Source organism: Acinetobacter sp. YH16031 (assembly GCF_013417335.1).
GTDB lineage: Bacteria > Pseudomonadota > Gammaproteobacteria > Pseudomonadales > Moraxellaceae > Acinetobacter.
Genome location: NZ_VPED01000001.1, coordinates 223,369 through 236,434, shown reverse-complemented (window position 1 = coordinate 236,434; position 13,066 = coordinate 223,369). Strand labels below are relative to the sequence as shown.

Sequence of the window (13,066 nt, the reverse complement as noted above, 5' to 3'; positions counted from 1 at the left end):
GTTTCATGCTGGCTTTTGAGTCGTGAACTTTGGCCCATTCACATAAGGAAAGCGACAGGTCAATATGACTGGCATCCAAGGAATACAAGGGATTCTTAAAGCGAAATTTATGAGCTACTTTTGAGTGTTCATAGTATTTAAGCAACTTGTAAAATAGCTGTTGATACAAGGCAGCAGGCTGCTGCTCATTGATTCGTGCCAGCGTGCTTCGGGGAATAGACTTTGCTCCGAGATGACTTAACTTTTCCTGTTGGCACTCCAAATTGGATTGAATATCTCTCAGACTTTGCCTACAAGAGAATTGAGACATCAATATGGCAATAAACTGATCCCACCGGGAAGCCGCTCTAAATTTCTGTCCAACATGGTGTACTTTAGCAAGTTGTTCAAAATCCTGTCGCACAACAGGTTTAATTAGCTCATGAAATACGGTATTCTGATGTGACAAAACCTGAATCCTGGTCGTTAAAGTGTTTGTTTGCACTCATATTTTAACTGTTAGGACTCAGGTTTTTTTATTTAAAGCAAACTATGGGACAGCAATGTCCGAAAGGGCGCTTTTTTATTTATTTGAATAAAATTAATAAGATATTAAAACGATGGAGTAAGATATTTTAATTATTACTATTTATTTTAATAAAATAATCACACATATTTCCTTAAACATAAAAACGATAAATAAAAAGTTATTTTTAAATTATAAAAAAATAATGGCTGTTTATATAAGATAAAACATGGATTTATATTGATTATCTGGTTAATTTTTTATTTTAGTTAATTGTTTATAAATATAAGTCTTTTTCAAATTTCAGCATACTTATTCTATCTATAGAGATTAATAGAAAAATTTTAATACTGTAGTCGGATTTTTAAAAAAACTAGAGTTGAGCATGATAGCGGCATAGCTTAATTTGATTACTAGGAATAAGCCATGCGTCGTCAAAACTTATGGATAGCAATGCTTGCTGCAACAGCAAGTTTAGGAACAACTGCAGCGAATGCAGATTTTATTGACGATAGTAATGTCCAGCTTAAATTTAAAAACTTTTATCTAGATCGTCAGTATCAAGATGATTTTTCTTCACGTAATTGGGGTTCTTGGTCACAAGGTGTGACTTTGGATGCGAAGTCAGGCTATCACGATATTGGTGGCGGGGTGCAAGTTGGTGCAGATGTTCTGGTTCAACATGCAGTTAAACTCAAAGGCCGTGATCAAAATCCGGATTGGGTGTTGCCTCACGATGGTAAAGAATCTAAAGATCATTTTGGTAAAGTTGGCGCAACCTTAAAAGCTAAAGTTTCTGAGACTGAGCTGAAAGTGGGTGAGTTATTGCCTGTATCTCCAGTGCTAGTATTTGATCCATCTCGTCAGCTCATCACTACTTATAGCGGTGCATGGTTAGAATCTAAAGAGATTAAAGATACCAAACTGACTTTGGCTTATATTGATAAAATTAATAATCGTTACGACAATCAGTTCCGTGATTTAGCTTTATTTTCTCCAGGTAGAACTTTACCTGATGGTACACAAGGTCATTATGACTTAGGTCCTGAATCTGATGGTATGTGGATTGCCGGTGTAGATCACCAGTTCACGCCTGAAATTGGTGGTAGCTACTGGTATGCAGATGTTCAAGACATCTACCAACAGCATTACTTGGGTGTGAATTACAAAACTGCGCTAGGCGAAAAAACCAAATTAGATAGCCATGTGCGTTATTTTGATAACTCAGATTCAGGTGACAAACTGTATGGTGATATTGATAATCAGGCATTGTCAGTAGGGGCAAAAGTTAATCATGGTGCGCATACCGTAGGTCTGGGTTATCAGCAAATGTTTGGTGATACTGCATTTCCAACACTTGGCGGCTGGGTGCCACAGCCTTATCTGGTGAACTGGGGCGTTGCAACCTTTACTGCACCAGAAGAAAAGTCATGGAATGTTTCTTATGGCTATGACTTCTCTGAAATAGGTGCCAAAGGCTTAAACGCAACTGCAGTTTATTTCAAAGGTTATAATGCTCAATCAGGTGATCAAAACTTTAATACTGATGAGCTAAATCTGATTGCGAATTACACTGTTCCAGAGGGTAAGTTAAAAGGTTTAGGCATCCAAGCGATGTATATTGATGTAAATTTTGCAAATCCTACTAAACCTGATCTTCAAGAATACCGCGTAGCGACGACTTATACCCATAAATTCTAAGTTAAGCGCATTTTAAGGGCAGTCAGTATTCTGACTGCTTTTTTTTTGAGTTAAGAACTTAATCAAAGCCTTAAATTAAACAGGGTTTTAAATTTAAAATAATTAATTAAAACAAATACTTAAATAATATATTTTTTGTAGTATGCAATCGTAATTTTATATCAGTTGAAGCCAGTGGAGCGGTTAATATAAGACGGTAAAAAGATCATTTTTAATGAGTCAACTTGACGTCGAATTCTCGTCATCGAGGAACACGCAAGCAAGAAACTGTAAGAGGAATCATGATGAGCACTGTTCAAATCCCTGATTATAAAACAGATCCTTTCTTCGGCTTAGAAGACAAATGGATTGAAACTGCAGAAGGTGAGTTGACTCACTACCATGAAATTGGTGAAGGTACGCCTATTCTGTTCCTGCACGGTTCAGGTACGGGTGTATCTGCTGCTGCAAACTGGTGGTTAAACCTGCCTTCAATTGGTGAACAAGCACGTTGTATCGCAATCGATACCATTGGTTATGGTCAAACTGTGGTTGCACCAGGTACTGCTTATGGTATCCGTGCATGGGTGGATCATGCTGTACGTACTCTAGATGCATTAGGTATCGAAAAAACCTGGTTAGTGGGTAACTCTCTGGGTGGCTGGTTGGCATTCCAGATGGCACTTGATTATCCTGAACGTGTTCTAGGTATCGTGTCTATGGGTACTGGCGGTGCAAAACAGACTGCTGCGCTGAAAGCACACGCAAACCCAGTATTATCTGAAGAAGGTATCAAGAAAACCCTGTCTATGTTCGTGGTGAACAAAGATCTGATCACCGACGAACTGGTTAAAGTACGTTTTGCTTCTGCTGCAAATGACTATGCATCAAATCGTTTGATGGATGTAGTGGGCGCACGTGACCGTGACCGTTTCGAATTCCCGTTAGACTTCGAAAAAATGAAAGACATCACTGTACCTGTATTATTGATTCATGGTACTCAAGACGTGGTCATTCCGGTTTCTCGTACTTGGGACATCCTGAACATCGTGCCAAATGCTGATGCACACATCTTCAGTCAATGTGGTCACTGGTCTCAAGTTGAAAAATCAGATGAGTTCAACACTGTGATCAAAAATTACCTGGCTGTACACGGCGTAAAATAAGTCGTACTCAGTTTAAAAAAGGATGGCTTCGGTCATCCTTTTTTCTTTCTAAAATATTTGATTTACTGCTGCCAAATGAGTGTCATTTCATTCAGTGAATTTTTTGAATGTTTTTAATGCCTTTTAGCTATTAATCAGAATTTCAAAAATTAAAATGGGCCTTAGACTTCGTATTAGACTTAAGTTGTAAAAGAAGCCTAATTTGAGCAAAAATTAAACCTAATAAGCCATGGTCGGAGATGTTGGAAGCCAAGCTAGATGTGGTCTGTCATAGGAAAAATGAATATAAAATGAAATTTTGATCAGAAAAAATAAAAACAAAAAAGCACACGTATTCTCAGAGGAAATTACGTGTGCTGCTATAAAAATAGAAAATTAATGTGGTTCGTCGCGGTTAATGTCTAGGTAGAATACGCGAGTCAGGAGTTCCAGGAACTTCTTCACTGCGACTGAATTACTATCTTTGCGATAGCTAACATACAGATCTAAAAAGGGAAGTTCTACATCCAGCGGGCGGATTACAGTATTGTTCATGGTCAATGGTGCGATATAGCCTGGCAGGATGGCACAGCCCAAGCCCATTCCAATCGAGTTGATATTGAACAGGATATTATCCGCCTTTTGCACAATATTAAGCTCAATGCCATTGGTCTTGGCAAATTCCATAATCGTATTGTGCAGGGTGAGTGACTGTTCTGCAGATGGAATAATAAAATCTATACCATTCAGTAATTTAACTGGAATACGGTCGTATTTCGCTAAAGGATGATCCTTCGGCAAAATGAAGATCAATGGCTCACGAATCACAAACTGGCTTTCAATTTCATCACTATGGAAATTGTGACGGGTAAAGGTCAGATCCAGTTCGCCTTTCTTCAATAATCGCATTTGCTCATTATTGTTCAGACTGAGCAATTCAATTTTTAAATCAGGGTTTTGCACGCGCAGATTCGGCAGGATATACGGGAAGATTTTCATTTCCGCGACAGGGACGAAACCGATGCGTAGCATCTGCTGCTTGGCTTGTGAGACCTGACGGGCCATGGCAATCGCCTTATCAGCTTGTGCCAGCGTCAGACGGGCCTGTTCTAGGAATACAGCACCTTCTTCGGTCAGTTCGACTTTACGCTTGGTACGGTGTAGCAGTTTGACACCGACATCTTCTTCCAAATCTTTGATTTGCTGACTAAGTGATGGCTGAGCCGTGTAAAGTTTGAGTGCTGCCTTACTGAAGTTGAGTTCTTCAGCCACAGTAATGAAGTAGCGGAGGTGTCGTAATTCCATATCATCAGCCCGTCGAGTAATCCAAAAAATGTCTTACTATAATTTCAGAAGAGTATAATCTATAAACAACTATGTCGTGAAGATTATTTTGTCATTTAGAAAGTAAATGCCTTGGAGGGATTGATTAGTGTTTTAATATAAAAATACACGCCTAGAATAATTGCTTAAAACTATTAATTGAAACAAAAAAAATATTTCCCCAAAACCGCCCTAAAATCCATCATCGTTGAAAAGTTGAGTCTATTACTTTGTGCCATAACTGGTCACAGGAGAGCTTTTCATGAGTGGAAAAATTGATGTGCGCGAAATCGACGCTTTAGTCGATGCACAAAATGGACGTATCACGCCATCTATCTATACAGATCCTGACATTTACGAATTAGAACTTGAACGTGTCTTCGGTCGTACATGGTTATTCCTTTGCCATGAAAGCCAAATTCCTAAGGCTGGCGATTTCTTCAATACCTACATGGGTGAAGATCCAATCATCGTGGCACGCCAAAAAGATGGCTCAATCAAAGCATTCTTAAACCAATGCCGTCACCGTTCTATGCGCGTAAGCTTCGCAGACTGTGGTAACACACGTGCGTTCACTTGCCCATACCACGGCTGGTCATACGGTATTGACGGTTCTCTGAAAGACATCCCGCTTGAAGATCGTGCTTACCCACATGGTGCATGTAAAGAGCAATGGGGTCTGGTAGAAGTTAACCGTGTTAAATCATACAAAGGCCTGATCTTCGGTTGCTGGGATGAAACGACTCCTGATCTAGAAGAATACATGGGCGATATCGCTTGGTACCTGGACGGTGTAGTAGATCGTCGTGAAGGCGGTACTGTGATCGTGGGCGGTGTACATAAATGGGAAATCGAGTGTAACTGGAAATTTGCAGCTGAACAGTTCGCATCTGACCAATACCACGCACTGTTCTCTCACGCATCTGCAATTCAGGTGCTGGGTGCAAAACCAGACGACGAATCTTCTAAGAAATTAGGTGCTGCACAAACTGCTCGTCCAGTTTGGGAAACTGCCAAAGATGCGATCCAATACGGTTCACGTGGTCACGGTTCAGGCTTCTTCTTCACAGAGAAACCAGATGCAAACGTATGGGTTGACGGTGAAGTGGCGAACTACTTCCGTGAAACTTACGAAGAAGTGAAAGAACGCTTAGGTGAAACTCGTGCACTGCGTCTTGCAGGTCACAACACCATGTTCCCAACACTGTCTTGGTTGAACGGTACTGCGACTCTTCGTGTATGGCACCCACGCGGTCCAAACAAAACTGAAGTTTGGGCATTCTGTATCTGTGATGCGGACGCGCCAGAAGATGTACAAGCAGCATTTGAACGTTCTGCAACTCGTGCCTTCGGTCCTGCTGGTTTCCTGGAGCAAGATGACTCTGAAAACTGGATCGAAATCCAAAAAGTTTTACGTGGTTACAAAGCACGTCAAAACAAACTCATTATGGAAATGGGTAAAGGCAACGAGAAAGTACGTGAAGATGGTATCCCAGGTATCACTAACTATATTTTCTCTGAAACTGCAGCACGTGGTATGTACCGCCGTTGGGCAGATTTATTGATTCATGAAAAATGGGAAGACGTTGAAGCTGCGGCTGACGAATACGAGAAGGAGCTTATGAAATGAGTCAAATCAGTTTAGAACTTCATCACCAAATTAGTCAGTTCCTGTATCAAGAAGCCAAGCTTCTTGATGACTGGAAATTCCGCGAATGGTTAGACACGCTGGCTGAAGATATTTCTTACACGCTACGTACTACACCAAACGCTCAAACGCGTGACCGTCGTCGTTCAGTTGAACCACCTACAACTTGGGTATTCAACGATACGAAAGATCTTCTGGAACGTCGTGTTGCTCGTCTGGAAACAGGTATGGCTTGGGCTGAAGAGCCTCCATCACGTACCACTCACATGGTGAGCAACGTGATTGTAGAGCCAACTGAAGTTGAAGGCGAATACGATGTGTACGTGACATACCTACTGTACCGTACCCAGAAAGAGAAAGACGTTACGATTTACTGTGGTAAACGTCATGACAAGATCCGCAAAGTTGAAGGCGGCCTGGGCTTCCAGATCTTCAACCGTAAGATCACGCTTGACCAAGTTACCTATAACTCACATAACCTGAGTGTGTTCTTCTAATGAATAAGATTTTTGTTTGCCAAGTTGACGAATTAGACGAAGGCGAAGCGTTAAAAGTGGATTGCGGCGTAAACGGTATCGAAGCGCTTGCAGTATTCAACAACGGTGGCGAATTCTTCGCAATGAACGACCGCTGTTCACACGGTAATGCTTCTATGTCTGAAGGCTACCTTGAAGACGACGGTACAGTGGAATGTCCACTTCATGCAGCTCGCTTCTGTTTGAAAACAGGTCAGGCACTTTGCTTACCAGCAACTGACCCAATTCAAACATTCCCAGTTGTACTTGAAGATGGTGCATTATACGTAGAGATGGCAGGAGAGTAATCATGGGTTGGCTACAAGGCGAAGTTGCACTGATCACTGGTGGTGGTTCAGGTCTCGGTTGGGCACTGGTAGAACGTTTCCTGGAAGAGGGCGCACAAGTGGCCGTTCTTCAACGTTCACAGTCTAAAGTCGATGCACTGAATGCACATTTTGGTGACCGCGTGCTGGCAATCGCAGGTGATGTGGCCAGCTATGAAGACAATGTCCGTGCTGTTAAAGCGACTGTAGAGCGTTACGGTAAACTCGACTGTTTCGTGGGTAATGCCGGTATCTGGGATCACTATGCCGATATCGTCAATACTTCAGGTGAGCAGCTGGAAAAAGCCTTTGATGAGATTATGGGGATTAATACCAAATCTCTGATCTTAGGTGCGAAAGCTGCACTGGATGAGCTCGTTAAATCTGAAGGTTCGATCATTTTCACGCTGTCAAATTCTGCATTGTATTCTGCAGGTGGCGGTCCAGTTTACACAGCATCGAAACATGCGGGTGTGGGCATTATGAAAGAACTGGCTTACGAACTTGCACCTAAAGTCCGCGTAAACGCCGTTGCGCCATCAGGTATGAATGTGAACATCAAAGGTGCTGCATCCTTAGGTCAGGAAAATCTTGGCCTGCTCGATGCACGTGATCCTGAGAAAATCGCCCGTGGCATGCCACTGAATTTCTTACCTGAGCCGGAAGATATGACAGGTTCATATGTGCTCTTGGCATCTCGTCAAAATAACCGTCCTTTGACTGGTGTTCTGATCAATGCAGAATGCGGTCTGGGTATTCGCGGCTTACGTCAGCCACGTGCCGGTTTCTTTGACGAATAAAAATCTAGTCTGAAATGGACTTTTCGGCAGCCTGTTCTTGGCTGCCTTCCTTTTAAGGAGTCTCTCATGGCCGTTAAACTTATTTGTGCATCGCACAGTCCTTTAATGGAATTTGCTTCACCGCAGGAAAAACGCAAAGAACAGGCCGTTCGCGAAGCGTTTGAAAAACTGTCTGCTGAAGTAAAAGCTTACGACCCAACCCTGATCATTACCTTTGGTCCTGACCATTTCAATGGTTTCTTCTATGACCTGATGCCAAGCTTCTGCGTGGGCATTCGCGCGACGGCTGCAGGGGACTGGGACTATGGTAAAGACAATGCACACATTGATGTACCTGAAGACAAAGCACTGGGCTTGGTCCGTCGTGTACTCGATGAAGGTGTGGACGTTGCGTATTCTTACCGTATGCAAGCCGACCATGGCGTGACTCAGCCATTGCACTTCCTGTGCGACGGCAAACTTGATCGTTATCCAACGATTCCAATTTTCATTAATGGCGCTGCAGCACCAATGCCAACCACGAAGCGTACCATCGCTTTAGGCCGTGCTGTAGGTCAGTTCATCAAATCTCTGAACCTTGAAAATGAGCGTGTACTAGTTCTGGGTACAGGTGGCCTGTCACATGATCCACCAACGCCGCAAATGGGTTCTGTACCACCAGAAGTGGAAGAGTTCCTGATTGCAGGTCGTAACCCGACACCTGAAGCACGTAACGCGCGTCAGTCCAAAATCATTGCAGTGGGCCAGAAACTGGCAGCAGGCGACACTTCTGTTGCAGTTCCTCTGAATGCTGAATGGGATATCGCATTGCTTGAAAAATTCAAGAATGCCGACTTCGCTGCACTGGAAGCCATGACTGAAGCTGAAATCCGCCGTGATGGTGGCCGTGGTGGTCAGGAAGTTCGTTCGTGGATGGCTGCATTTGCTGCTTTAAGCGAAATGGGCGAGTACGAAATGACAACGCACTGTTATGAAGAAATCAGTGAATGGATTGCGGGCTTCGGCATCGTATCTGCAGAGTTAAAAGGTTAAAGACATGAGCAACATCGAAACCATCGTAATTGTAGGTGCTGGCCAGGCAGGTGCAAGCGCGATTTTAGAACTTCGTGGCAATAAATACGAAGGTAAAATCATTCTGATCGGTGATGAAACGCATCTTCCTTATGAGCGTCCACCACTGTCTAAAGACGTGATTCTAAAACCTGAAGAAACCAAGATTGAGATTCTGTCAGAAGAAAAACTGGCGGAACTTGGTGTAGAAACCATTCGTGGCAATGGCGTGAAAAAAATCAACGCTGAAGCGAAAACGGTTGAACTTCAAAATGGTGACGTTGTTGCTTATGACAAACTGTTGCTTGCTACAGGCGGCGCAGCTCGTCGTCTGCCGAACTTCGATGCGCTGGGTAAACACGTTTATACGCTGCGTAACCTTGAAGATTCGCAAGCACTGGTTCCTGTATTGCAATCAGGCCGTCGTATTGTCTTGATTGGTGGTGGCGTGATCGGTCTGGAACTGGCTTCTTCTGCACGTTTCAAAGAGTGTCAGGTAACTGTAATCGAAATGGGTCCTATGGTGATGGGACGCTGTTCACCACGCATCCTAAGCGAATTTCTGCTTGAACAGCAGCGTTTGGCAGGGATCGATGTTCGTCTGGAAACCAAGATTGCAGACTGCCGACTTGAACAAAATCAAGACGGTGAAGAAGTTGTGATTACCCTTGAGGGTGGTGAAGAGCTTCGTGCTGATGCTGTGGTTTACGGTATTGGTATCGTGCCAAATGCACAATTGGCTGTAGAAGCTGGCCTAGATGTTGATTTTGCAATTAAAGTGAATGAAAACTGCCAGACTTCAAATGCAGACATTTATGCAGCGGGTGATGTGGCAACTCAACTTCGTAACTGTGGTAACCACCGTCGTGTCGAAACCTGGGAAAATGCCAACCTGCAAGCAGGGATCTTTGCACGTCATGTGATGGGCGTTGAGCATCCGACACCAAATCCAGCATGGTTCTGGACAGATCAGTTGGACATCAACTACCAGTTCGTGGGTGACATGTCGGCTGCTGAATGGCAAGTTCGCGGTGAAATCAATCCAGAGCTTCGCGCTGAATCATCATTCGTGATGTTTGGTGTGACTGATGGCGTTATTGTTGGCGGTATTACGGTAAATGCGGCAAAAGAAATGCGTCACCTGAAAAAACTGATCAGCAAGAATGCAGCGTTTGAAGCAGATAAATATTTAGATCTTAGCCAGGATCTTCGTAAACTTGTGAAATAACTTTGCTTTATTTATAAGTTTACAAAAGGGCAGACCTTAGGCAACTTGGGTCTGCTTTTTTATGAGTATTGAAAAATATTGAATGATGTGGGGACTTGATTGTGATGAGCAGTTATCATGACCTCCAATTTTGTTTCTACTTATATAAGTTACAGAGTAGGTGCTTTTACTTTTAAAAGATGAGACATATATGGCAAGGTAACAAAAATTTTTTGAGCATTTGAGGCTACTTCCCTGTATTCCAAAAGCTCGAGCGGCATCTATGCCGCCATCAGTATTGTTGATTGTGGATTTAAGCGAGAAGTTAGTTCAATTCTTTCTGATTAAAATTTAATTGAGTCCTTTATGAATTCAAATTCATCTCCCATGCTGGTGACGGCAAGTATTTATGCCTTGCTGGTCCTGATCTGGGCAGCAACGCCACTGGCGATTGTCTGGAGCGTGCAGGAAGTGCACCCGATGTGGGTGCTGATCATCCGTTATTTCGGCGCTTCTGTGCTGGCGCTGGCGATCTTGTCTGCCATGCGTAATCCTTTGCCATTCGATCGAACCTCCATGATGAGCTATGTAGCAGGTAGCCTGAACTTGATCGGCGCGCAGTTATTTATCTACCTGGCTGCGAATTATTTGACCTCTGGCTTAATGGCTTTAATTTTCGGTTTTTCACCACTGGTTGCAGGTCTGATCGGGCATGTCATCCTGAAAACCAACCGTCTGATCTGGCTGCAATGGCTCGGTATGGCAGTTGCCGTCGGTGGTTTAAGTTTTGTCTTTGCGGAGTCAGCAGATAGTAAGGTGAATCCGTGGGGTGTGGTACTGATGCTGATTAGTATGGTGTCCTATATTAGCTCAATCTTTTGGGTCAAACAGATCAATGCTCCTTTAAAACCGATGTCTCAAGCCACCGGTTCTTTGATTGTTTCCTCACTGGGGTCGTTACTAATCATTCCATTTATCTGGCAATCTTTCCCCACACAAATGCCAAGTATGCAGGCACTGTTCGGCTTTGGTTTTACCATGATCTTGTCTTCGATTGTGGCGATGCTGTGTTACTTCTGGCTGATTCGTCGTCTGGCAGCTTCCACAGTGTCCTTAAGTAATGTAATGACGCCAATCATTGCCCTGATTCTCGGTGCAACCCTGAATAATGAAGTGATCAGCAGTCATGCCTTTGCCGGTATTGCGGTAGTGATGTTCGGGATCGTGATGTACTTCTGGAAAGAATGGCGCGAGCAGTATTTTTCTAAATCTTAAGATTTATTATTTAGAGTAAATTTACACATAAAAGGAAGCTTTGGCTTCCTTTTTTTATTTTTGCAGTTTTAGATGCAGTATCGGGTAGGGATTACCTTCGCTATCGGTTTCTGAGCGGCTGATGATCTCGAAACCATGTTTTAAATAGAAAGCAGTCGCATCGGGGTTCTGCTCATTCACATCAACTTCAGTCACACCCAGAGTAAGGGCATGTTGCAATAACTGGCTACCAATGCCTTGCCGGAAGGCCGAAGGGGAAATAAACAGCATTTCCAGTTTGCTGCCAGCAATGCCCATAAAGCCTAGAATCTGCTGCTGATGTTCCACATGGAACAGTTGCACCTGATCAAAATAACTATGCTGAATAATCTGCTGGCGAATCTTCAGGACCTGCTCGTCATTCAGGAAATGATGAGAAGCCCGAACGGACTGTTCCCACAGTTTTAGGAGCTGAGGATGCCGATTGGCAGAAGTAGGGACAATCACAGCCATGAAGATTCCGATTAAAAATGAGAACAACAAAACAATAAACAATTTATGTCAGCAGTTTATTAAGATGCAAAGAGATAAAATGAAAAATCAAATAGATCCATCTGTTTGAGGAAAAACTAGGACAACTTTGAATGTCATCTGAATCTAATAAAATTGTGGTCTATGCAGCATTATTTGGCAACCTGGCTATCGCGCTGGTTAAATTTGTCGCAGCCTATATTACCAATAGTTCTGCGATGCTCAGTGAAGCGATTCACTCGGTGGTCGATACCCTGAATGAAATTCTGCTGCTGTACGGCATGAAAAAAGCAGAGCAGCGTCCAGATGCCCACCATCCTTTTGGCTATGGCCGTGAACTGTATTTCTGGGCCTTTATTGTGGCCTTGATGGTCTTTGCACTGGGTGCGATTGTATCCATCTATCAAGGTATCCTGCACATCATTCATCCTGAAGAAATGCAGGATCCGATGATCAACTATATCGTGCTGGGTATTGCGATTCTGTGTGAAGGATTCTCCTGGACCGTAGCTTTAAGAACCTTCCGTAAAATGAAAGGCAAGATGGGCTATTTTGAAGCTTTTAGGCGCAGTAAAGATCCGACCACCTTTACTGTGTTATTTGAAGATACTGCTGCGCTAGTGGGTCTTTTTATTGCCCTGACCGGGATTTTCTTGGCTCATCAACTGAATATTCCTGAGCTGGATGGTGCCGCCTCTATTCTGATTGGTGTTGTATTGGCGGTATCAGCCTGGTTACTGGCACGTGAAACTAAAGGCCTATTGCTGGGTGAAACAGCAGATCCTAGACTGCGTGAAAATGTACTTAACATTGCCCAGCAGGATGCTGCGGTCTATAGCGCCAATGGTGTACTCACCGAGCAGATGGGCGCGCATCAGGTGATTGCCTCCTTAAGTCTGGAATTTAAAGATGATCTTACTTCTGATGAAATCGAAGCTTGCGTCAACCGGATTGAAGCGCAGATTAAACAGCTACACCCTGAAATTATTACTCTGTTTGTGAAACCTCAAACCAAAGCGGTATGGCTGGAACGGACTCAAGGTCGTATTTAAGGAAGTGAAGATTTCAGTAGATAACTTTCG

At 43.3% G+C, this 13,066-nt stretch carries 13 protein-coding genes; 10 read left to right on the top strand and 3 right to left on the bottom strand.

The genetic code is table 11. The features are described 5' to 3' along the window. A partial coding sequence (locus FTV31_RS01100) for a DUF4372 domain-containing protein (RefSeq protein ID WP_180012706.1) occupies positions 1 to 448 on the bottom strand: 448 nt, incomplete at its 3' end. Between the two features lie 483 nt (positions 449 to 931). On the opposite strand from FTV31_RS01100, the gene FTV31_RS01095 reads away from it, so the two are divergent. Together FTV31_RS01095 and FTV31_RS01090 are read left to right on the top strand one after the other, a co-directional pair. Then, entirely contained in the window at positions 932 to 2,206 is a 1,275-nt protein-coding gene (locus tag FTV31_RS01095; RefSeq protein WP_180012705.1) for an OprD family outer membrane porin, read from the top strand. Between the two features lie 284 nt (positions 2,207 to 2,490). Continuing rightward, positions 2,491 to 3,351 (top strand): alpha/beta fold hydrolase, encoded by an 861-nt coding sequence (locus tag FTV31_RS01090; protein ID WP_180012711.1) that lies wholly within the window; start codon positions 2,491 to 2,493, stop codon positions 3,349 to 3,351. Positions 3,352 to 3,726: 375 nt separating this feature from the next. Here the strand turns inward: FTV31_RS01090 and hcaR are convergent, their stop codons facing one another. Further along, entirely contained in the window at positions 3,727 to 4,635 is a 909-nt protein-coding gene (gene hcaR, locus FTV31_RS01085; protein ID WP_159123907.1) for a DNA-binding transcriptional regulator HcaR, read from the bottom strand. Between the two features lie 280 nt (positions 4,636 to 4,915). Between hcaR and hcaE the strand changes: the two genes are divergently transcribed. The 7 genes from hcaE (at position 4,916) to FTV31_RS01050 (ending at position 11,474) form a co-directional block, all read left to right on the top strand. Further along, on the top strand, positions 4,916 to 6,283 hold the full coding sequence (hcaE, locus tag FTV31_RS01080; protein ID WP_004781815.1) for a 3-phenylpropionate/cinnamic acid dioxygenase subunit alpha: 1,368 nt from the start codon (positions 4,916 to 4,918) through the stop codon (positions 6,281 to 6,283). Then, complete coding sequence (gene hcaF, locus FTV31_RS01075) at positions 6,280 to 6,798, top strand: 3-phenylpropionate/cinnamic acid dioxygenase subunit beta (RefSeq protein ID WP_004781816.1); 519 nt, start codon at positions 6,280 to 6,282, stop codon at positions 6,796 to 6,798. The genes hcaE and hcaF overlap by 4 nt, the downstream gene beginning before the upstream one ends. Next, a complete protein-coding gene (gene hcaC, locus FTV31_RS01070) occupies positions 6,798 to 7,124 on the top strand; it encodes a 3-phenylpropionate/cinnamic acid dioxygenase ferredoxin subunit (RefSeq protein WP_004781817.1) in 327 nt (108 codons plus the stop codon). The genes hcaF and hcaC overlap by 1 nt, the downstream gene beginning before the upstream one ends. Positions 7,125 to 7,126: 2 nt before the next feature. Then, on the top strand, positions 7,127 to 7,942 hold the full coding sequence (gene hcaB, locus FTV31_RS01065; protein WP_004781818.1) for a 3-phenylpropionate-dihydrodiol/cinnamic acid-dihydrodiol dehydrogenase: 816 nt from the start codon (positions 7,127 to 7,129) through the stop codon (positions 7,940 to 7,942). A gap of 66 nt (positions 7,943 to 8,008) precedes the next feature. Next, on the top strand, positions 8,009 to 8,974 hold the full coding sequence (locus FTV31_RS01060) for a 3-carboxyethylcatechol 2,3-dioxygenase (RefSeq protein WP_004781819.1): 966 nt from the start codon (positions 8,009 to 8,011) through the stop codon (positions 8,972 to 8,974). Between the two features lie 4 nt (positions 8,975 to 8,978). Further along, the gene (hcaD, locus tag FTV31_RS01055) at positions 8,979 to 10,220 is read left to right on the top strand and encodes a 3-phenylpropionate/cinnamic acid dioxygenase ferredoxin--NAD(+) reductase subunit (protein WP_180012704.1); all 1,242 of its coding nucleotides are present in this window, start codon (positions 8,979 to 8,981) and stop codon (positions 10,218 to 10,220) included. Positions 10,221 to 10,565: 345 nt separating this feature from the next. After that, complete coding sequence (locus FTV31_RS01050) at positions 10,566 to 11,474, top strand: DMT family transporter (RefSeq protein ID WP_180012703.1); 909 nt, start codon at positions 10,566 to 10,568, stop codon at positions 11,472 to 11,474. A 54-nt stretch (positions 11,475 to 11,528) separates the two neighbouring features. Here FTV31_RS01050 and FTV31_RS01045 read toward each other — a convergent pair whose 3' ends face one another. Beyond that, complete coding sequence (locus tag FTV31_RS01045) at positions 11,529 to 11,966, bottom strand: GNAT family N-acetyltransferase (protein WP_180012702.1); 438 nt, start codon at positions 11,964 to 11,966, stop codon at positions 11,529 to 11,531. A gap of 131 nt (positions 11,967 to 12,097) precedes the next feature. Here FTV31_RS01045 and FTV31_RS01040 point away from each other — a divergent pair, with 131 nt between their 5' ends. Then, positions 12,098 to 13,036, top strand: a complete 939-nt coding sequence (locus FTV31_RS01040; RefSeq protein ID WP_180012701.1) for a cation diffusion facilitator family transporter — start codon at positions 12,098 to 12,100, stop codon at positions 13,034 to 13,036. Positions 13,037 to 13,066: the final 30 nt, after the last annotated feature.